This is a genomic window from Paraprevotella xylaniphila YIT 11841 (assembly GCF_900683745.1).
Classification (GTDB): Bacteria; Bacteroidota; Bacteroidia; order Bacteroidales; family Bacteroidaceae; genus Paraprevotella; species Paraprevotella xylaniphila.
The window spans coordinates 3,561,389-3,582,944 of record NZ_LR215980.1 but is presented as its reverse complement, the minus strand read 5'-3'; the positions used below and the strand labels follow the sequence as shown (position 1 = coordinate 3,582,944).

General features: G+C 41.1%; 21 protein-coding genes. 11 read left to right on the top strand and 10 right to left on the bottom strand.

The annotated features are described in order from the left end of the window. Window positions 1–29 precede the first annotated feature (29 nt). The 4 genes from rsmA (at window position 30) to E0E47_RS15190 (ending at window position 4,595) form a co-directional block, all read left to right on the top strand. Window positions 30–881: a 16S rRNA (adenine(1518)-N(6)/adenine(1519)-N(6))-dimethyltransferase RsmA gene (rsmA, locus tag E0E47_RS15205; RefSeq protein WP_008629815.1), complete on the top strand. Its 852-nt coding sequence runs from the start codon at window positions 30–32 to the stop codon at window positions 879–881. A gap of 184 nt (window positions 882–1,065) precedes the next feature. Continuing rightward, entirely contained in the window at window positions 1,066–1,992 is a 927-nt protein-coding gene (locus E0E47_RS15200) for a magnesium transporter CorA family protein (protein ID WP_008629813.1), read from the top strand. 112 nt (window positions 1,993–2,104) lie between these two features. Next, window positions 2,105–3,916: a DUF349 domain-containing protein gene (locus E0E47_RS15195; protein ID WP_232038467.1), complete on the top strand. Its 1,812-nt coding sequence runs from the start codon at window positions 2,105–2,107 to the stop codon at window positions 3,914–3,916. Between the two features lie 64 nt (window positions 3,917–3,980). Continuing rightward, window positions 3,981–4,595, top strand: a complete 615-nt coding sequence (locus tag E0E47_RS15190) for a site-specific integrase (protein ID WP_232038466.1) — start codon at window positions 3,981–3,983, stop codon at window positions 4,593–4,595. A gap of 65 nt (window positions 4,596–4,660) precedes the next feature. Here E0E47_RS15190 and E0E47_RS15185 read toward each other — a convergent pair whose 3' ends face one another. From E0E47_RS15185 to E0E47_RS15170, 4 genes are read right to left on the bottom strand one after another with little or no spacing between them, the layout of a single operon-like run. Continuing rightward, window positions 4,661–5,311, bottom strand: coding sequence for an MgtC/SapB family protein (locus E0E47_RS15185; RefSeq protein ID WP_130894066.1), 651 nt, complete (start codon window positions 5,309–5,311; stop codon window positions 4,661–4,663). Beyond that, window positions 5,302–6,174 (bottom strand): glycine betaine ABC transporter substrate-binding protein, encoded by an 873-nt coding sequence (locus E0E47_RS15180; RefSeq protein ID WP_130894065.1) that lies wholly within the window; start codon window positions 6,172–6,174, stop codon window positions 5,302–5,304. The genes E0E47_RS15185 and E0E47_RS15180 overlap by 10 nt, the downstream gene beginning before the upstream one ends. A 25-nt stretch (window positions 6,175–6,199) precedes the next feature. After that, window positions 6,200–7,015, bottom strand: coding sequence for an ABC transporter permease (locus tag E0E47_RS15175; RefSeq protein ID WP_130894064.1), 816 nt, complete (start codon window positions 7,013–7,015; stop codon window positions 6,200–6,202). A gap of 20 nt (window positions 7,016–7,035) precedes the next feature. Next, window positions 7,036–8,271, bottom strand: coding sequence for a quaternary amine ABC transporter ATP-binding protein (locus E0E47_RS15170; RefSeq protein WP_008629800.1), 1,236 nt, complete (start codon window positions 8,269–8,271; stop codon window positions 7,036–7,038). A 509-nt stretch (window positions 8,272–8,780) separates the two neighbouring features. On the opposite strand from E0E47_RS15170, the gene E0E47_RS15165 reads away from it, so the two are divergent. The 6 genes from E0E47_RS15165 (at window position 8,781) to E0E47_RS15140 (ending at window position 16,823) form a co-directional block, all read left to right on the top strand. Further along, window positions 8,781–9,902, top strand: coding sequence for a lipid II:glycine glycyltransferase FemX (locus E0E47_RS15165; RefSeq protein ID WP_130894063.1), 1,122 nt, complete (start codon window positions 8,781–8,783; stop codon window positions 9,900–9,902). A 1,987-nt stretch (window positions 9,903–11,889) separates the two neighbouring features. Further along, window positions 11,890–13,251 (top strand): site-specific integrase, encoded by a 1,362-nt coding sequence (locus E0E47_RS15160; protein WP_130894062.1) that lies wholly within the window; start codon window positions 11,890–11,892, stop codon window positions 13,249–13,251. Between the two features lie 4 nt (window positions 13,252–13,255). Further along, window positions 13,256–13,786, top strand: coding sequence for a hypothetical protein (locus E0E47_RS15155; protein ID WP_130894061.1), 531 nt, complete (start codon window positions 13,256–13,258; stop codon window positions 13,784–13,786). Between the two features lie 225 nt (window positions 13,787–14,011). After that, window positions 14,012–14,299: a helix-turn-helix transcriptional regulator gene (locus E0E47_RS15150; protein WP_130894060.1), complete on the top strand. Its 288-nt coding sequence runs from the start codon at window positions 14,012–14,014 to the stop codon at window positions 14,297–14,299. Window positions 14,300–14,302: 3 nt separating this feature from the next. Further along, a complete protein-coding gene (locus E0E47_RS15145; protein WP_130894059.1) occupies window positions 14,303–15,604 on the top strand; it encodes a DUF3987 domain-containing protein in 1,302 nt (433 codons plus the stop codon). Continuing rightward, window positions 15,597–16,823 (top strand): DUF6371 domain-containing protein, encoded by a 1,227-nt coding sequence (locus E0E47_RS15140; RefSeq protein WP_130894058.1) that lies wholly within the window; start codon window positions 15,597–15,599, stop codon window positions 16,821–16,823. Before E0E47_RS15145 ends, E0E47_RS15140 begins: the two co-directional genes overlap by 8 nt. Before the next feature lie 28 nt (window positions 16,824–16,851). On the opposite strand, the gene E0E47_RS15135 is transcribed toward E0E47_RS15140, so the two are convergent. The 6 genes from E0E47_RS15135 to E0E47_RS15110 form a co-directional block, all read right to left on the bottom strand. Continuing rightward, window positions 16,852–17,433, bottom strand: a complete 582-nt coding sequence (locus E0E47_RS15135; RefSeq protein WP_130894057.1) for a hypothetical protein — start codon at window positions 17,431–17,433, stop codon at window positions 16,852–16,854. Beyond that, window positions 17,430–17,759, bottom strand: coding sequence for a hypothetical protein (locus E0E47_RS15130; protein WP_130894056.1), 330 nt, complete (start codon window positions 17,757–17,759; stop codon window positions 17,430–17,432). The genes E0E47_RS15135 and E0E47_RS15130 overlap by 4 nt, the downstream gene beginning before the upstream one ends. A gap of 117 nt (window positions 17,760–17,876) precedes the next feature. Next, entirely contained in the window at window positions 17,877–18,737 is an 861-nt protein-coding gene (locus E0E47_RS15125) for a DnaB-like helicase C-terminal domain-containing protein (protein WP_130894055.1), read from the bottom strand. A gap of 132 nt (window positions 18,738–18,869) precedes the next feature. Further along, entirely contained in the window at window positions 18,870–19,277 is a 408-nt protein-coding gene (locus E0E47_RS15120) for a pyrophosphohydrolase domain-containing protein (protein ID WP_008620343.1), read from the bottom strand. A 3-nt stretch (window positions 19,278–19,280) separates the two neighbouring features. Beyond that, a complete protein-coding gene (locus E0E47_RS15115) occupies window positions 19,281–20,552 on the bottom strand; it encodes a hypothetical protein (protein WP_130894054.1) in 1,272 nt (423 codons plus the stop codon). A 4-nt stretch (window positions 20,553–20,556) separates the two neighbouring features. Next, complete coding sequence (locus E0E47_RS15110) at window positions 20,557–21,186, bottom strand: DUF1643 domain-containing protein (protein ID WP_130894053.1); 630 nt, start codon at window positions 21,184–21,186, stop codon at window positions 20,557–20,559. A 92-nt stretch (window positions 21,187–21,278) separates the two neighbouring features. On the opposite strand from E0E47_RS15110, the gene E0E47_RS15105 reads away from it, so the two are divergent. Continuing rightward, window positions 21,279–21,512, top strand: coding sequence for a helix-turn-helix domain-containing protein (locus tag E0E47_RS15105; RefSeq protein ID WP_130894052.1), 234 nt, complete (start codon window positions 21,279–21,281; stop codon window positions 21,510–21,512). Window positions 21,513–21,556: the final 44 nt, after the last annotated feature.

The window sequence follows — 21,556 nt, the reverse complement described above, 5'->3', positions numbered from 1 at the left end:
ATCCACAAAAATAAAACAAAAAAACAACAATGAAGACAGTCAAGCCCAAAAAGTTTCTCGGACAGCATTTTTTAAAAGACCTGAAAATCGCACAGGACATCGCCGATACAGTAGATGCCTGCCCCGGAATCCCGGTGCTCGAGGTAGGGCCGGGCATGGGTGTCATGACCCAGTTCCTCGTCGGCAAGGGCCGCCCCGTCAAAGTGGTCGAGATTGATTTCGAATCCGTGGCCTACCTACGTGCCAATTACCCCCAGTTGGAAGAAAACATCATAGAAGACGATTTCCTGAAAATGCACCTGGAACGGACGTTCGGCGGGCAACCGTTCGTGCTTACGGGCAACTACCCTTATAACATTTCCAGCCAGATATTCTTCAAGATGCTCGACTACAAAGACCTCATCCCTTGCTGTACGGGCATGATACAGAAAGAGGTGGCGGAACGCATTGCCGCCGGTCCGGGCAGCAAGACCTACGGTATCCTGAGCGTACTCATCCAGGCATGGTACAGCGTGGAATACTTATTCACGGTGCATGAACACGTATTCAATCCTCCCCCCAAGGTGAAGAGCGCGGTCATCCGTATGACACGCAACTCCACGACGGACTTAGGTTGCAACGAGCGGCTCTTCAAACAGGTAGTGAAAACCACATTCAACCAACGGCGCAAAGTGCTTCGCAACTCCATCCGCCCCGTGCTGGCCGATGCCGACCACAAGGCACGGCAGGAAGGGCGGCTGCCTAAAGACCACGCCGAATTCCTCTCCGCCGAGATATTCGGCCGCCGCCCGGAACAATTATCCGTGGCCGATTTCATCAATCTGACCAATGCCATAACGCGGGAAACTTCCGAAACGGCATACTCCGGAGAAAAGATATAAAAAAACGGCCTCAAAGCCGTTTTTTTATTTGTAACTTCAAGCGGTTTATCGTATCTTTGCACCGCAATTTATCAGAGTATTTATTTAAAATGGACGATTATCACGCGGAAAATATGAACTAAGTAGGACAGAGGTTTGCAAGGAGCTGCCTCCGTTCCGTTATAATTATGGAGGATTTTTATTCATGCGAACATACTGGAATACAAACCGCGGCCTGCGCACGCTCGAAAAGTGGGAACCCAACTGTTGGGTGCAAGTTACTTGTCCGACTCAGGACGATATAGATTATCTGGAGAATACGCTCCACATCCCCGATTACTTTTTAATGGACATCGCCGATACCGACGAGCGTGCCCGCTATGAGTTCGACGACGGTTGGATACTCATCATCCTGCGTATCCCTTACGTGAAAGAAGTACGCTCGCGCACGCCTTATACGACCATACCCCTCGGTATCATCCTGAACAAAGAGGTGTGCATCACCGTGTGCAATTTCGAGACGAACATGATGATTGACTTCGTGAGCTACCAGCAAAAACGCGGATTGGGATTCACCGACTCCGTAGACATGGTGTTCCGCCTGTTCCTTTCGTCTGCCGTGTGGTACCTGAAACGGCTGAAGCAAATCAACCTGCTCATCGAGAAAGCCAAGCAACACTTGGATCGTAACGTGGACAACGTGGACCTCATCAACTTGTCGCGCCTGCAAGACAGCCTGACTTATTTCATCACTTCCATCCGAGGCAATGAGACGTTGCTCTCCAAGCTGAAGTTCAAACTTCCGGTGGACGAACTGGATGCCGACCTTATCGAGGATGTCAATATCGAGATGAGCCAGGCACGCGAGACGACATCCATCTATGCCAACATCCTCGACTCGACGATGGACACTTACGCCAACATCATCAACAATAACACGAGCGGCGTGATGAAAATGCTGACGTCCATTTCCATCATCCTCATGTTCCCCACGCTCATCGCCAGTTTACTCGGCATGAACCTGGTCAACGGCATGGAGAATTGGGCATGGGGATTCCCCGTAGCTTTGATGCTTACCGTGGGCATTACAGTGGCATTCGTATGGTATTTCAAGCGAAAAACATGGATTTAAAGCCGGGCAAAGTAAAAAAACAGGAGATTTTTTAGGTTTCCACCGTTTTTTATACTTAATTTGTGCCGATTAAATGAATAGTAAAACCGAATCAGATACTAAAACAAGTAACATGATGGACTCTCAAGAAACTCTCCAGACGGAAGAGAACGTAACAAAAAACGTAACACCTGAAGTGAACGAAACGGAAAATCAAACGATAGAAGTGCCGCAAACACAGGAAGAAGTCGTAGCACGAGTGAAGGAACTGGCCGAAGCCGACGCTCCGGCCGAGAAACAGGAATTGGATGCCCTGAAGCAGGCCTTCTACAAAATACATAAGGCAAACGTGGCAGCAGCCCGTACGCAATTCATCGAAAACGGAGGCGAGCCCGAAGCTTTCCTTCCGGTACCGAATGTGCTCGAGGACGAATTCAAGGCGGCCATGAACGTCATCAAGCAAAAAAGAGCTGAATTGCAGGCCGAACTGGACCGGCAGAAAGAAGAGAACCTGCAGAAAAAGCAGGAAATCTTGGAACGCATCAAGACCCTGAGCGCCACACCGGAGGAAGCCAACCAAGCCTACAAGGAGTTTAAGGAACTCCAGAACCAATGGAAGGAACTGACACTCGTCCCGGCAGAAAAAGCCAACGAGCTGTGGAAAACCTACCAGTTGTACGTAGAGCAATATTACGACCAACTGAAACTCAACAACGAATTCCGTGAGTACGATTTCAAGAAGAACCTGGAAATCAAAACCCACCTTTGCGAAGCTGCGGAAAAGCTGAACGAAGAAGCCGATGTCATATCAGCTTTCCAACAGTTGCAAGCCTTGCATCAGGAATTCAAGGAAACGGGACCCGTGGCGAAAGAATTGCGCGAAGAAATCTGGGCACGCTTCAAAGCCGCTTCCACCGCCGTGAACAAACGCCACCAACAATATTTCGAGGAGCTGAAGCAGAAAGAAGAAGAAAACCTGGCACACAAGACCGCACTCTGCGAGAAAATAGAAGCCATCGACCTGACCGCCATCAAGACGGCGGCTGCATGGGAGTCACAGACGCAGCAAATCATCGAGATGCAAAAGGAATGGCGTACCATTGGTTTCGCCCCTCAAAAGATGAACGTGAAGATTTTCGAGCGTTTCCGTGGCGCATGCGACCGGTTCTTCACGGAAAAGGCTTCATTCTTCAAACGCCTGAAAGAGGAACAGGCTCAAAACTTGGCCAAGAAAACGGAACTCTGCGAAAAGGCTGAGGCACTGAAAGACAGCACGGACTGGAAAGCCACGGCCGACAAGCTCATGCAGATACAGAAGGAATGGAAGGCCATCGGTGCCGTTCCTAAAAAGCATTCCGAATCTCTTTGGCAACGTTTCATCGGTGCCTGCGACTATTTCTTCGAACAGAAGGGCAAGAACACGGCATCCCAACGCGGGGAGGAAAAAGAGAACTTGCAAAAGAAGGAACAGGTCATCGATAAGCTGAAAGCCTTGTTGGAGTCCAACGAGGAAGAAAACAAACAGGATGCCGTAAGAGAGCTGATGAAGGAATGGAACGAAATCGGTTTCGTGCCTTTCAAGGAGAAAGACAAAATCTATAAGGCTTACCACGAAACGGTAGACCAACTGTTCAAGGCCCTGAACATGTCGGCCGCACGCCGCCGTCTGGACAACTTCAAGAACAACTTGAAGAACGATGCCAAAGAAGGCGGACAAGGCTTGTCCCGCGAACGGGAACGCCTGGTACGGGCTTACGAGAACAAACGCAGCGAAATCAAGACGTACGAGAACAACCTGGGTTTCCTGACTTGCAGTTCGAAGAAGGGCAGCAGCCTCCTCAACGAAATGAACAAGAAGATGGAGAAGTTGAAAGACGAATTGAACCTGATTGGCGAAAAGATTGCCGCCATCGACAAGGAAATCAAAGCCGCCCAGGCTGAATAAAAGGACAAACCATTTAAAAACAATTTGCCGCATCCGGAATTTTACTTCGGACGCGGCTTTTTTTATGCAAGTTTTTGAATTCATGCTCCGCCACAGCCTAATGTTGCGGAGCGCAGGACGGACGCACGGCGCAGAGACTTGCCTCACCGCCCTGAACAGCTTCAAGCGTTTCCGGAATCATGCCGATTTGGATTACGACGAGGTTACCTCCGACCTCGTGCAACGTTATGAAAGCCATCTGAAGGAACAAGGTCTCTGCCGCAACACGTCATCATTCTACATCCGGCAGTTCCGCACCTGTTACAATCTGGCTGTGGAACAAGGGCTGACTGCCGACCGGCATCCGTTCCGGCACGTCTACACCGGAGTGGACAAGACCGTGAAACGGGCACTCCGGCAAGAGGACATATCACGAATCTACCGCATGGATTTGTCCGGCTTGCCACAGGCAGCTTTCGCCCGCGACATCTTCATGTTCAGTTTCTTCACCCGTGGGATGCCGTTCGTGGACATGGCCTACCTGAAAAAGTCGGACGTAGCGGATTTGAAGAAAATCGGGCAACAGCTCGGCCTGTCCATACCGCTGACCACGCATTGCGCAAGACATTCAAATTCTCATTTCTTATTGAAAAAACAAATAGTTAAATCGTTTATTATTCCTGTTTTACATATTGTATAGATATATCCGGCACTTGTTTGTTATATAAATACAAGCATGATCCAATTGGAAGTGATAATCAGCTTTTATTCTATACTTGAAATAGTAACATCATCAAATTCATCCATATAATCGATAAGTCGTTCATTGTGATTACCGCGTTTAACCTTCATCTCAATGTTGGCCTCGAAGATTTCACCTTGTGAGGTACGACGGTCACGCAGTTCATAAGAATAGAGTTCAATGCAGTCATCCTTTATCTGGTTGACCACACGTTTCACGCTCTCTTTCTTAGTAGCTGTAAAGGTAAGTTGCACCGTAGTAGTTCCGACAGTCGGAATAAAGGAATTCATAACTTCCAGCCCGAAAAGCACCATGGCTGTAGCTATGCCGGCTGCTATATACATGCCAGTTCCACAGGCCAACCCGATAGCTGCCGTTACCCATAATCCGGCGGCTGTAGTCAGACCGCGCACTGCATTCTTTTGAAAAATAATTGTTCCCGCTCCAAGGAAACCAATACCGGAAACCACTTGTGCCGCTACTCTCGATGAGTCTTTTAAATCAAAGCCAAAGCCATATTGTGATACAATACAAAAAAGAGCACTACCCAATGCCACCAAGAAATGCGTACGGAATCCGGCTTCTTTTGAACGATATTCACGCTCTATTCCTATGACTCCGCCTAAAAGAAGAGCTACAAATAATCTAAGTGTTATTTCTAAAATCATATCCATCGTTTATATATTTTCGTTTCCTTGTCTTTGGGTATCCAACTGTCCACCAAAGCTCTGTTTTGTTTTATCCATTCCCTTACAGCCTCGCGTTCCGTTCCCCTTGTCTGCTCAATGGCACTCATCAGTGAACTGATTTGCCGGTCCGTAAGATGAATATTCCCCAACAGTTCTGCAGCGAATGGATGTTCCTTGCTGAATCCGGTACGGGCAATCGCCCGGATATATTCCGAGGCTCCATAGATATTTTTCGGGTCGTCCAATACTTTAAGTTCGTAACGGTCGAACATCCAATGGGGGGTCCATCCGGTTACTACAATCCATTCTTTCTTTTTAATCGCCTTGTCAAGAAGCGCAGTCATGGCCGGACCGCTTGAAATCATCAGTTTGTAATCCAGTCCGTAAGTTGGTATGGCCGTTTCCGTACATTTCATGATACCCGTGCCTGCATCAATGCCTACAATTTCCCCATTGAAACGTTCTGTGAACTCCGGCAGCTCCTCTATGCTGTTAATGGGGACATAAGCCGGTACCACAAGACCGATACGGGCACTGTCGAACACCTGCCCCAATATTTCAAATTTTCCCTGATATTTTTCAAAATAGGGTTTATGCGTAACGGGAAGCCAACTGTCAAGAAACACATCCGTCTTTCCACGTGCAAGCGAGGTGAATATCGGGGCAATATCCGCATTGAGCAGTTCTACTTGAAAACCTTGTTCCACAAGAATTTCACGGGCTAAATGGGTCACTGCGATACCTTCCGCCCAGTTAGGATAAGCGATGCTTATTTTATTGGGATTGATGACACACGATGTCATCAAGGTACTGCTGATAATGGTTGTGATAAATCTGAATATTCTCATAAATTCATTGTGCTAAATATGATGATTATTTCTTTTGGGCGATACCTTGGGTAATACGGTCTAAAATAATAGCCAGTATCACAACGGCAATGCCGCCTTCAAAGCCGAGTCCGATTTTCATTTGTGTGATGCCTTTCAGTACCACTTCTCCCAAGCCTCCGGCTGAAATCATGGCAGACACCACTACCATGGAAAGTGCCATCATGATGGTCTGGTTGATGCCGGTTAGTATGGTGGGTAAAGCCAAGGGCAACTGTACCTTGAAAAGTAATTGGCGGGGAGTGGCTCCGAACGATCGGGCAGCTTCTATTACGTTTTTAGGTACTTGCCGTATGCCCAATCCCGTAAGCCGCACCACCGGAGGCATGGCAAAGATGATGGTGGCGAAAGCACCGGGAACCGTACCCAATCCGAAAAACAATACCGCAGGAATCAGATAGACGAAAGCGGGCATGGTCTGCATACAGTCCAGAACGGGACGGAGCATCCGGTTACAGCGTTCACTTTTTCCCGCCCAAATGCCGAGTGGGATTCCTATCAGCAAAGCCATGCAAGTGGAGGAAAGCACTAAGGCGAGCGTTTGCATGGTTTCCTCCCAAAATCCCATACCCCATATCAACAACAGTCCCAGAAGAGTAAAAACCCCCATGCCTTTACCTACTTTCCACCAAGCCAGTGAAACGGTCAGTGGAATAAAAACATAAAACGGGATAGCGTACAATGCCAGTTGGAAACTATCAATAAAACTTTCTACGCCTACATTCAACGCATCAAAAAAAAACGCGCCTTCCTCGGCCAGCCATTCGATGGCTGCTTCTATATAACATCCTATATCTATCATTGTATATATCGTTTTTTGTATTATAAATCAATTGCTTGTTGGATAATGTCGTTTATCTCTTCCTTATCCTTGCCGGTCACTTCCACAATGAGCGATGAAAGTGGAACCACTCCTTCAAATTCGCGTTCTTCATTCACCACCCAGATCGGCGAATTGGTCTTGGTCATCAGCGGAAGGATGTCTTCCACCACCGTGTCTGCGGTAATGGAATGAACCTCGCTTTTTATGACCGAAGCGATGTCTTTCACCTTCGCTTCACGCAATTTCACAAGATCTCCCAACCGAACCTCGCCTTGCAAAATACCGCCCGCATCCACTACGGGAAGTACGGTAAGTTTACGCTCCTTCATTTTGCGTATGAGCACTTCCGGTCCTTCCTTACCCAAACGTGCCACCAGAGGCTTGTCCACCATAATCGAAGCGGCTGTGACGATACGGCTGCGATCCACATTCTCCACAAAACTCTGTACATAGCCATTGGCGGGTTCCGTGAGGATTTCCTCCGAGGTGCCAATCTGTTGAATCTCACCGTCGCGCATGATAGCGATACGGTCACCCAACTTGATGGCTTCTTCCAAGTCGTGGGTAATGAACACGATGGTCTTTTTCATTTTTGATTGTAAGGCCAGCAGCTCGTCCTGCATCTGCACCCGGATCAACGGGTCCAGGGCCGAGAAAGCCTCGTCCATCAACAACACCTCAGGGTCATTCGCCAAAGCACGTGCCAATCCGACACGTTGTTGCATACCGCCTGAAAGCTCGTTTATCATCTGATTTTCATAGCCGTCAAGCCCTACAAGTTTCATGCATTCCAGTGCTTTTTGTTCGCGCCCTTCCTTACCTATGCCTTGCAGCTCAAGTCCAAAAGCAATATTCTGCAACACGGTACGGTGAGGCAACAGGCCGAAATGCTGAAATACCATAGCCAGTTCCTTGCGTCGGACGGCACGCAGTTCCTCATCGGACATGGTGACGATGTTCTTGCCATCGACCGCAATTGCCCCAAAGGTGGGTTTATTAAGCCGGTTGATACAACGTAACAAACTGGATTTTCCGCTTCCACTTAACCCCATAATGACGAATATCTCACCTTCGTTGATGGTAAAGTTGGCTCCATTTACAGCGACAGTGCATCCTGTTTCTTTTTTGATTTCCTGTTTACTCTTTCCTTTCATCAGCATTTTGAACGCTTTGTTCCGTTCACGACCGAAAATAAGGTAGAGTTTCATCACTTCTATTTTCTTTTTTTCATTCATAAACAAACCTTTCTTTCATTCGTTAATCTTTTCTTCGGCTTAAACACAAAACAAGTTGAATGTCTATTTGATAAGCAAATAGACACACTGAAATTCGATTGTCATTCCATACGGAATAACAATCATTTCTTTTTTATTGTTTCAGAAAACAACTACAATAGGGGCGATACTAATAAGTCTGAATCATGTGAGATAAACGGACCTGTTTTCAACTAAGAATTGTCCCGATGATTCTGCCCTCTAAAGGCTTTTGTTGCACGATGTATTTGCAAAGATACTAAAAACATACGGTTAAACAAACGTTATTGGCTAGCATCCGGGACTTTTACAGCCCCATACGTAGTATGGATAAATTCTTAATATTTTTCAACAAATGGCAAAAGATGGCAAATAACCCGTATTTGTCGTTTTTTCCTTGCTTGTCAAACTTTTAAAGGCTAATTTTGCATTTTTGTTAATTCGCTCTGTTTGTTTCGTCATCTGAAAGAGCACAAAAAACTATTTCACAAATGAATATCCGACTGAAACCCAAAGAGATTACAGATGCTTATAGTACGCCCATTGTTCAGCAAACTTCCTTTTGGTCGAAAGTAAAAGAACAGCTTGGCATGAGTTCCTGCGCTTTCGATTACAGCGTGCGCAACAGTGACCTTTACACCCACGTGGGAGGTTATGCGTACACTCAAGCCGATTTCATTATGTTCTTTCAACATCTCAACCGTGAGGATTATATCGCTTATCTGCCCTATGGCCCCGAGATAGAACCATCAGAAGAAAATCAAGGTACTTTTCTGGAAGAACTTTCCGAATCACTTCGCTCTTTCCTGCCCAAGCATTGCATAGCCCTGCGTTATGACCTCAATTGGAAAAGCCATTGGTGCAAAGCTGATGATTTTGACGAAGCAGGCCGATGGGTAGGACTTCCCCAAAAAGAGTTTCAAGAAATAAAACTCAACTATGGCACTTGCTGCCATAACCTGCGTAAAGCCAACACCAACATTCTGCCGGCCAATACCATTGTACTTGATTTATCCACCGATGAAGAGAAAATACTTGCACGGATGAAACCCAAGACACGTTATAACATCCGCTTGGCACTGAAACACGGAGTAGAGGTGCGTTCGGCAGGAATCGAAGGATTACAGATTTGGCATAGCCTCTATCAAGAAACTGCTTTCCGTAACGGGCTTCACCTGAACGATATTCAGTATTTCCATTCCATATTTGCTTCAAAGATGGAATGTGACGACCCCAAAGTGAATGTAAAGTTACTCATAGCCTATCATGACAACACTCCGTTGGCTGCGATGTTCTTGGTGTTCTCATCCCATCGGGCTACTTACCTCTATGGAGCCTCTTCGTCATCTCACCGCAACCTAATGCCCACTTATGCCTTGCAATGGAGAGCTATACAGTTGGCGCGTGAGCACAACTGCTTGGAGTATGATATGTTCGGTATCGCTCCGTATGCCGATGCCTCACATCCCATGTACGGGCTTTATAAGTTCAAACATGGTTTTGGTGGAGAAATCTATCATCAATTGGGATGTTGGGACTATCCTCTAGAAGAGGATAAGTATCAATATTTTACGGCAAAGGAAATGAGCATGCAGGGATATTACCAACCTTAAAAGTATTCATTATAATCGGTAAAGAAGTCACGGTTTATGTTTTACAGTTCATCCTCATTTAATTATTCGTTAATATGTTGTTCTTTGTATGGTATAAGATCAGCGATGGATACCAGAATTTTAGCATTGCTGAAATATCACCCTTATAAAAAGATGGAAAAATACGGTTTGCGATAGATTGAAAAACGAATAAAGTTCATTTTCTTTTTCAGCAGCAGAAAGGTAACTTTCTCCATTGATGACTGTATTCTTCCCCACCCGTACATAAGGATTTAATGTCATACAAGGCACCAACGGGAAAACACGGAAAGTGTGAATTCCATAACAAAGAAAAGGATTCACCCTACTCCACATATTAGACGCCGAGGCCGACTAAGCGTCTTCTTACAGATTGGCCGGCAGGGGAAGCCCCGTCTTAAACTAATATTTACTCCGTATGCCACATGAGAATAAAGGCCAAAAGGATAAAGATTGAAATCGGGCAGAAAGCCTGGTGCCCATTGATTACAATCCTCAAAGCCATCACCGAAGCCTTCTGATTTCAAAGCCTGCCGCCTCCACGCGTCAGGCTTCTTTTTCCCAAACAGCTTCCTTCAGGCATATTCCGTCAGCCCGAAACATGAAACGGCGTTTCTACCTAACAAGTGTTAAAAGAACATAGCCACACCATAAAATCCTATCCCCCACACCTTGACGTGCCCCCTGTATCCCCCTCTCCCAAGAGTTTTCAGAAAAATGGCTTCATCTTTCAGCCCGAACGATAACACACTGTGTTCCAATACGTACAATAACTGAAGGATAGAACATCCATCTTTCAGCCTTCCTTCAGGATGAAAACAGGAAACCGGTCGGCTGAAAGCGGAAAATCATTTGGCGCAGAACGAAAAATCGCTTGGCTGAGATTGAAAAATCGTTTGGCGCAGAAAAAAAGCCCTTTTAAGGAAGAGCCTTTCCCGTCTTCCGTAAGGTATGCAGACACCTTCGGCTGAAAGATGGCCGGTACATCCTTCAGGGCACAACAAACTTGTTTTTAAGAGACTTACGATAAGACCTGAAAGATGAAGGAGCTTTTTTGAAAAATCCCTGTGAGGGAAAAGAATACCATTTTCACATCGCCCCGGAACCAACCACCGCGCACAAAAAAGGCTTTCCCCGAAATGAGGAAAGCCTCGTGTTGGACTACCAGTCCTTCAAATATCGCTCTGAATAGCATCTTTCTGATACTCGTTGATATATTAGTTAATGTTATCATTATTAATTAATAGTAGCGATAAGTATCATTAGACTGCATGAGTAGTCTTAATATTGGGCTCTGCATTGGGCGCAACTGATAATTATCATTATTCGCTATAATAACGATGTACAAAGATAATAATGATTATTACAATCGCATAATTTTGACATTAATTGTTGTAATATGGTTATATCCTATTAATTATAATAAATCATCACTTAATTATAGTACCACAATGATGATTATAAGACAAGTAGTCCTACAACTTATTGTACAGAGAATATAAGAAAGCAAAAGCTTTTGCTATTCTTGTGGTGAGAGAGCCCCAAAGGGAGACCAAATCAATAATCCAATATATCCCTGCTATCCTATATCCCTGATATTACAATATACGGCACTCGTGGCACTTGGCACTCAGCCTGCGAAAGACCTTGCTACGATTGGGCTTGTAACAGTTTACAAGTGCCAAGAAGTGCCAATTAGTGCCATTGATAATCAGATTATAGGCGACAAGGTTAATATACGTTAATGACAAAACATATAAAATCCAAGAAATGCTGGGTATCTCTATGACTAATTTGTCAGATTCAGGAGCAAATCAACTGACAAATTGTCTAATAATCTGACGATTAGTCATAATAATAGTATAAGTTATCCAAATCACCTCAAATCACTTTTTGCCTTAAATTACCCTGTTTTTTCCGTGGAACGATTTTTGATTTAATAACCACAGAAAATCATAATAAACTATATATGAACAGGCTAATCAAAACCTTTTATTCCACTAACAAAGTCAAGTTCTCACTAAAGAACCCTGCATTGGAAGTCTCTACTATCAGAGTGCGTACCAATATTAATGGTGAAAGATTCTCTTATTATCTTCCGTCAAAGTACAAACTGAATCGTTCCTGTTGGGACAGTGAAGCAGGGAGAGCCATTGAGGATGCAAAGAAGAATCCGCAATTAAAGGGCAATCCGCAGTTACAGTTGATTATGCGTAATATTAATAAGGAGATAGAGAAAACCCAGAATGCTTTAATTATGATATTGGAGTTATGTCAAGCTCATGGAGTAACTCCGACATTGGAGCAGGTTCGCACAGAGTTAAGGAAAGAATTGTTAGGAGAGCAACCCGAAGAGCAGGAAGAAGAAAAAGAAAGCAAACCTTTGATTACTGATTTCTTTGAGTTAGCCAATTATTATATTGAGTTGTGTGAGAATCAGTCTATTCTAAATCAAAAGGGGGAGAAGTTTGCCAAAGGTTCTATCTATAACCATAAAGCAGCAGTGAAAATTGTTAGGGAGTTCTGCGAATATGCCAATATAAAGAAACTATCTTTAGAAGATGTAGATGCTTACTTTTATGCAGCATTCCTAAAATATATGACTACTGAAGCGGAGCACGACAGGGGAAAATATAAGACTAACGGCATAGGAAAGATAGTCAAGAGCATTAAAGTCTTTGCCCGATTTGCCCACGAGAATGGCTATACCCTTAATGACAGCTACCGTAAATTTAAGGTATTCCGTGAAGAAGTGGAAACGGTATATCTGAATGAAACCGAACTAACAGCCCTGTATAATCTTAAATTACCCGAAAATTTGGCACAAGTACGAGACGCATTCCTCGTTAGCTGTTATACAGGGCTGCGATATGGCGATATGGCTCGTTTGGAACAGAAGCATTTCCACGATAGTACAGGTACGATAGAGATTGATACTCAAAAGACAAAGGAAAGGGTTGTTATTCCTATCCATCCAAAGGTAAGGGAAATATTCGAGAAATATAATCAGGCAATGCCTAAGGTACAATGCAACCAAGCAACAAACAGAAATCTGAAAACCATTTGTAAGGCAGCAGGAATAACGGAACTTATAACCCGAACCGAAACAATAGGCGGAAAGCGTACAGAGGTAACTTACCACAAATATGAACTGGTAAGCTCTCATACCGCAAGACGCTCGTTTGCGACCAATGCCTATAAAAGCGGTATGCCCACTCTTTCAATAATGAAACTGACAGGACACCGAACAGAAACTTCCTTTATGAAATATATCCGTATCGGTAAGGAAGAAAATGCAGAGATATTGAGTAATTACGAATTTTTTAAATAGAAACATGGAAGTAGCAGATTATTTTGTTAATTTAAAAGGTAAAAAACACACTCTTGAAAAAATTGATATACCATTATCGGAAATAATAGATGCATTAGGGCTGGACAAGGACAAGGACGAAGATATAGAAGAAGCAGAAAAAGTATTAAATTACGCTCTAAAATATGCTCAAGAAAGAAAGAATAAAAAAAATGGTATTAAAACTTTTACATTAAATGAATCAGTGTTACTAATGATATCCTTTTTAAGCCATTTTGATTTTAAATATTTAAGTCCTACTGATATTTCTGGTGTTGGAAATGTATTTTTTAATTATGACCCTAAAAAGATTCGTAAGGAGATTTATAAAATTAAAAATGATAAGGAAAATAGCAGAAATAAAGTTAAAGCTCAAATTGAGAATTTAATTAAGAAATTACAACCTTATCTTGAAGACGGAAGTTATAATAAGGAGCAACTTAATAAAATGAGACAATGGTTTATTGATAATGCGTTTAGTACAACCCCTCTTTTTAAGGAAGAAGTAAAAGAATAATTATATTTGTCTTGATGTAATCCCCCTATAAGTTACCAATACTTATAGGGGGATTACTTTTTTTATCCAATGAAGTCTATGTGATTAAGTATTTGAAAATCAATAATAAAAAAATAAGCACTGTTTCTAAATTGACCTTTTTTAACCAAACTGTCCTAAGGACACATCAATAAGGATTAGAAGTGAAATCCTGACCTTTGTGCAAAATTAAAAACACAAAGAGAAATGAAGAAAAATTTCTTAATAACAGATGATACCTTAGCAGCTAAGGTTGATTCATTAATGGAAATTGCCGAAACAGTAAAGGCAAAGTTAAGCAAAATGGAGAATAAAAAAAATTCTCCTAATAATAAGTATCTAACAAGGCAGGAAACAGCCGACTATCTTCGGTGCAGCCTTAGTAGTTTACACAGGATGGTTAATAATGGAACACTACCCTGTAGAAAAGTGGGCAGAAAGTCCTTGTTCCTTTTGAGTGATGTCGAAAATATAATACTAACTTTAAATGTTTAAAACATGGAAAAGAAACAATTTCCTTTAGAAATCTTTCCTCTTAAAATTATGGAGTTCGTGAATGAAACTATTATATGTTATGGTTATAACATACACTTTCTTACAGCAGCCATACTGATAGTTGTTTCTATTGCGATAGGACGCAGTGTAACTATACGTTTTAATAATGATTTTATTGTATCAGCATTGCTTTATATTGTTATAGTAGGTAAACCCAATACAGGAAAGACGCATCCGTTAAAGTTTGCTCTTGAGCCGATAATAAAGTTAGATTCTGAATTATACGAAAAGTATAAGGAAAAATTGGCTGAATATCTGCAAGCAAAGAAGGAGGATAAGTCCATTGATATTCCTGTTCCAGTGCTGGGAAAGATTATCATTAGAGACTTTACTATTGAAGCCTTATGCTCACAGCTTAAAAATAACCCAAGAGGAACACTTTTATATATGGATGAAATTATGGGGTGGGTTCGTAATATGGGCAAATATACAGGCGGTTCAGATATTGCTGCCTACCTAAGCATTTGGAGCGAAGAAGATATATCCGTAGATAGAAAAACAACGGAAAATCTTAGAATACAAAAACCGTTTTTATCAATTATTGGTGGAATACAGACAGGCATCTTATCGGAACTAATGACAAAAGATTTTTTGCATCAAGGTTTTTTAGATAGAATACTTTTTGTAATGCCACAAGAATTAAAGGCTTTGGAGTGGACTGAAATGAGTGTAAATTCTGAATTGAAAGACTTCTATTTTCAGTTTATTAAAAAGATGTTTGATATTCCTGTTGAAACAGTTGGAGAAGGTATAGTTTCTACTGTACTCGATTTCTCTGCTGAAGCAAAAGAATATCTCATATCATGGAGAAATACAACCCATAAGGCAGTTCTTCAAGAAAATGAGAATGAATATTATGTTGGTGCATACGGTAAAATGGATATTTACGTACTTCGTTTTTCCCTTATTCTGCAAATGATGTATTATGCAGCAGGAGAGGAGGATATGGATAAAGTAGGTTTAAGGGCTGTTAAGGGCGCTATTTGCTTGGCTGACTACTTTATGCAAGAAGCAAAGAAAGTATTTGATTTGGTCTTTGTCAGGGATATACGCCAAGAAATGAATGAGCAGAAAAGGAAATTTTATAATGCACTTCCCGAAATCTTTAGATTGCAAGACGGAATAAATTTAGGTATGGAAATGGGATTAACCTTTGATGTGGCAAAGAAATTTATTTCAAGGAATAAAGCATATTTTGAGAAAAACGGTAAAGGCATCTATAAAAAAACATTTATTGATGAATGAACATAAATACATCCTTGAGCCAAGCGGTAACAGACGGAAGTATCATGCCTGCCCCCATTGTGGGGCAGAAAAATTTACTTTGTACATTGATGTAGATACAGGACTACCGTTAGCAGACTATGTAGGTCGTTGTGAGAGAATTAATTCTTGTAGGTATCATTATCCGCCAAGAAAGTATTTTGAAGAAATTATTAATAAAAATAACAAATTTATGTACACAGAAAATGAATCCAAAGAAACAACATCAGTTGTTAAAGAAGAAAGAGTAAACAGACGTTATTCTAAAATTGTTGATTATGTAAAAAATGCTCTTTTCTGCTTTTTGGTTACAATATTTGGTAAACAAAAAGTTTTGGCTGCCTTTCAGAAATACGATGTACGAATATCAATGCTGTTTAGAAAGGACAACAAGTATGGAGCTGCTTTTATTATGAAAGCAAAAGATGGTCTTATCAGACAGGTAAAGGAAATGGCTTATGACCCGAATACAGGTAAAAGGGTAAAGGAAGAGCAAAGCGTATTTAAGTATGACTATAAAACCAATAGTTATCAGACAGACAATGACGGACTCAGAATACTTTACGCAGGAAAAAGCCTAATGAAAGATTATGACTTTGAAAACAAGTTGTGTTTCTTCGGAGAACATTTGTTGGCAGGTGAGGTAGACAAGCCTATTGCAATAGTGGAATCTGAAAAGACTGCCATTATATGCGATATATGTATGCCCGAATATATTTGGCTTGCAACAGGTGGCAAGAATGGTTGTAAATGGACAACAGACGAAGTATATCAAGTATTGAAAGATGCAAACCAGCCAATTATACTTTTTCCTGACCTTAACGCAACCGAAGATTGGACTGAAAAAGCTGAAATACTGCTAGCTGCTGGACTTGATGTCAGCATTTATGATTTGGAAGAACAAGAGGGAATAACAGAAGAGGATAAGGCAAAAGGCTTGGATATTGGAGATTATCTCATTCGTTTTTGGAAAGAAAATCATCCTGAAGATGGTGAAACGCTTGAAGAGATAAAATGCAAGAAAGCCAATATTCCTCAATTAAGTAAGATGCTTTCTTCTTTGTCTCCCAAGAAAGAACTTGGTACGATTGAGGAACTGGGGATAACGATAGACCCTAACGAAGTGGATAGCTTGTTACCCAAAAAGTCTTCGGCTTCGGTGTCGGATGTTGATTTGGATGTAATATCCGATATAGAATAAGCTCCTATTTTGGTAATTATCTGTATTGTCATATCATACTTGCTATAATGTCATTGAGTAAATTTTCGGCTCTTTGGTCATAATTCAGAGCGGATAAGTGGTTTTCAAGTTCATCAAAACCATTTGTCCGCTCAATTAATAATAGGAGGGTTTGTAAATCTTTGAAATCGGTAGTCTTACGCTGTACATTACTGCAGTTTACATAACGGTCAAACTTGGATGCAAATAGGTATATTGGGGACATGACCTTTATATCATTGATAATACAGCCGAACCTGCTGTTATTGTACTCATAATCAATAAGTATATCCGTGTCTGTATGGATATTGGAAGATTCCAAAGATAGCATATAGTCTGAATCTTCCTTAACCACAAACCCTAAAGTGTGCTTGATATTGCGGATAAACTTGTCCTTATGGCTGTTATCGTATGCTGTCCAAAAATCAAGGTCATTATCAGATCTGTTTCTCCAAAACGGAATGGAGTAATACCTACACAGCAAGTCTATTGCCGTTCCACCGATAAGGTATAAGCCATATCGGGTGGCGGTCTTTACAATCTCCGTATCGTATGGAGTGTATTGTTGGAATAGTGGTAGTGTGTTGCTCATTGATTGATAATATCAGGGTTAATAAGCAGGTAACCGTCCAAGTCTTGGCTCTCGTCCGTATATAGGTAATCTCCTATAATATCCCATACCAAACCCGAACCTACAACCGATTGGAACAGGCTCGACAGATTATAGACATCTTCCAATGTAAGCCTGCAATCTTCTTTCCCTACAAACAGCAATTTACATTTCTCGTTAGGTTCTATCTTGATTAGATTTTTCGTGATTGGACGGATAATCTCGTTAGTCAGATTAGTATAATCAAGCGACAGGGTACAATTACCCTCCTTGCTTATTATCTTGAATTTGAATATTTTCCTTTGCATGGGATTTTTTGCAACAAAGGTAGGTTGGCAATTACGACAGAATTAGACGTAGGTACAGAAAAAGAGCCACTACTCCGTAATTGGAATAATAGCTCTATGGATATGAGTTGCTATGGCTTATTCATCTAAATTATCAAAACTTGAATATTCTCCATTAAATTTTAAACGTGCAATTCCTGTATTTCCATTCCTGTTTTTGGCAACAATTATTTCTGTCTTACCATGCAAGTCATTACCATTTTCATCACTATAAATTTTATAATATTCTGGACGATGAATAAAACATATCACATCTGCATCTTCCTCAATGGTATTACCACGTAAATCTCTTAGTTTAGGACGTTTGCCCTCTATTCCAACACTATCTTCTGCGCCACGATTCTGTTGACTGAATGCTATAATCGGGATATTCAAGTCTTTAGCCAATGCTTTTAATCTACGTATAATATAAGCCACTTCCTCATTTCTATCTGAGAATAGAAGTCCTGCGCTTATTAATTGCAAATAATCAACAATAATCAGTTTTATTTGGAAATCACTAACCAATCGGATTGCTTGTTGGGATAATTCGTGTATGGACAAAAAGGGAGAGTCATCAAGGTAAATAGGAGCAATATCCATTTGCTTTTCAGCATCTTCAAGTCTGCGTTTTTCTTCTTCGTTTAAAGTATCCGTATAGCCATTGTCGTAAACCATTATTTTCTCTCCATTCACTTTGCTTAATGCCATACGAAATTTGTTTATAACTTGTTTATTTGACATTTCAAGAGAAAAGAAAGCAGTAGGTGTTCTGTTCTTTACTGCTATTTCTCTTAATAAAGACATTCCAAAGGCTGTCTTTCCCATTGCAGGACGAGCAGCAATAACAATCAAGTCGCCATTGTTCCACCCATTTGTTATTTTATCCAATTCAGGAAATCCCGATTTTATATTCGGTTTTTTAGTTCCCTCTAATCCATTTCTTCCAAAGCATTTCATATTTTCTAATTTTTATGATTAATACATTGCAAAGTTATTACCTGACCTGCGACATTTTCTGACGTAGGATTTGTTTATTTACGAAAACAACCGCTACAATTTTTCATAATCATAGCGGTTGGTATAGAGAAATTATTTCTTATTTTTCAAGAAACTCAAATCGGGTTCATGGTAACGGCTTGATTTCAGTATCTTACCGTCTTCACGATAAATCGGTTTTCCATTTTCGTCCAACTTGCTCATATTGCTTTCATGCACCGCATCGAAGATACGCTCAAATTCATCTTGTAAACCGTGAGAGACGACTGTTCCCAACAAGGTGTAAGCTATATCGGCTAATTCTTTGGCTACCGCTTGCAGCCGTTCATCCTCTGTATCTCCTGTGATTGCGTATTCTTCTGCATATTCATCAACTTCTTCTTTCATCACACGCATACGAAGTTCATGTAAATCTTGGGGAATGCGCAAAGTTGGCTGTTCATTTATGTACAAGCCAAAAGCCCGATGAAATTCTTCTAATTGTTTGAGCTGCTTTTTCATACCCTAATTTATTTGTATTATGTTAGTGATAGGATTAGGTGTTGATTCCGTAATTTCCATATTACCGTCTATATCAATCGTTCCAATAACAGATTGGCTTGTACTATATTGAAAACCTGCAAAATACAATAAATCAGAACCGTCCATTGTATAAATGGAACGAAAATCAATGCCTTTACTTGACAAGTCCAATTCCTTGATACTGTAGTCCTCTAATGCTATAATATCCAATTTATCCACAGATTTCCGTGCATATAAAGCATTTGCTGTAACATAGGTAGAATAATTCTTAGTGAAGAATCCGTTTAGATTAACAGGGATTTCTGTCAATGTCCTTGTTGCAAGTATATATTCGTATGTGCGTCCATAAACATTTATCAGCATCGTAGCCCTACGTTCGTTCCATTTCACTTGTATATCATTAGGCTGTGGTCTTCCCCAATAATCAAGAAGTTCCGTCTCTGCCATAATTTGACTTTGGAGTTCTTGTTTCTCATTCAACTTGCTAACTACAAGTTTGTAAGAATCGTATTCTCCACTCACAGCCGTGAGATATAAATCCTCGTTGTCGTGAGAAACAAAAGCGTTTCCATATTCTGTTTGGGGGATAAAATTAGAAATGATAAACTGTTGCGTACCATACGACGGACGGATATATCTGTAATCGTAGAAGCATATTCCTTTATTATTCACAACAAATTGAGCTTGGGGTACTGAAGCCTGTGCATACATTTCCAATTTCAAATTTGTAACATCTTGCGTATGTATTTTATACAAGACAAGACCAGAATATTGTGTTGCATAGATATTTTCTTGTTTATCTGTTATAGCGTTTTCTCCATTTAGTCCTATACCTAAATCATATATCGCTTCTGTCTCTTTATTAATGAGGTAAGAGTGTCCTCCATCTATTATTGGATCAAGAAGTATATTCCCATTCTCATCAAATGAGGGTTTATAATTTATAGGTCTTTCTGTGTTTATCATCAGATACGTTTCATTAATATCCCATATTTTAGACAAATCATTTATTCTAACCGTATCACCCTTATTGTCAATCCATGATAATTCCATGTCTCTACCGTCTTTCTTAATCTGCCGATATTGGGCAGCAGAAGAACGGGTGTTAGTTCCACTTGTATAGATATACTTTGCATCTTTGATATTCAGCCCCACAATATCACCGTGTTGGGGCAGTTGGGGCAGTTCATCATCATTACTGCAAGATACAAGAAAAAAGGCTGTACAAGCAGCCAATAAATACTTCAATTTCATGATGTTATTTCTTAATGTTATTAATAATTCTATCCGATAATTCTTTCAATCCGATTTCATCCAAACTGCTCAATTCAGCTTTTTCCCCTATCAAAAGAGGGTGTTTAGGATTCCCTTTCGTAGTAGCTCCGTATGCCTTGAAGTGATAATTCCTACTGAACAGGCTGATAATACCGTCAATATCTTTTTCTTTATTTCCAAACAACAAGTCATACAGGTATTTCCTCTTTCCGATAAGATTACCCCAAGCGCACCATACATCTGCTTCTTTTATTTCGGATAACAAGTTCTTTATGGCAGTCAGATTGTTACGGTGTATTTCCATATTGGGTTCTATATCCATGTCATCGGGATTGGTTGCACGTTGCGAATACACATTCAGCATATACCATGCTCCATATTCACCGCTTCTTTTGGTATATTTCTGTACCCTTTTTAGTGTCGGGTCAAGCTGTTCAGGTATTGCCGTACTTGGATTTATACCGATACAGATTAATGCTTTCTTACAGGAAGTATCAAATTGTTCTCCCAATACATATCTTACCCCTGTAACTTCATAGCCGTTTATTATCTGGCTTTCCGCTGTTTTCTCATACTCATACAGCCATCCTTTTTCAATAATTTTCTTTCCCATAATCCTTGAATTTTAACCAAGCGCTAAGTATTACTAAGCACAAAGATAAATCTTTTCTTCAACTTTACAAGTTGTTAATCAGAGTTTTTTGCATGAAGTCAAAGGTTGATATATTTGTCATACAGAAAGTTAAGGAGAAGCGTAAGGAGCTTGGCATATCACAGCGTGGTATGGCTGAAATTCTTGGTTGTTCTCCTAGCTTCATCGGACAGATAGAGAGCGACAAATTCGATATGAAATACAGCGTTCATCAGTTGTATGTCATAGCACAGGAATTTGAGTGTTCTCCTGCCGATTTCTTTCCTCCTCTTGATACAGACTTGTAAGTTTGCTGCAAATATCGGATTATGGGTACGACAGTTTAAGTCGG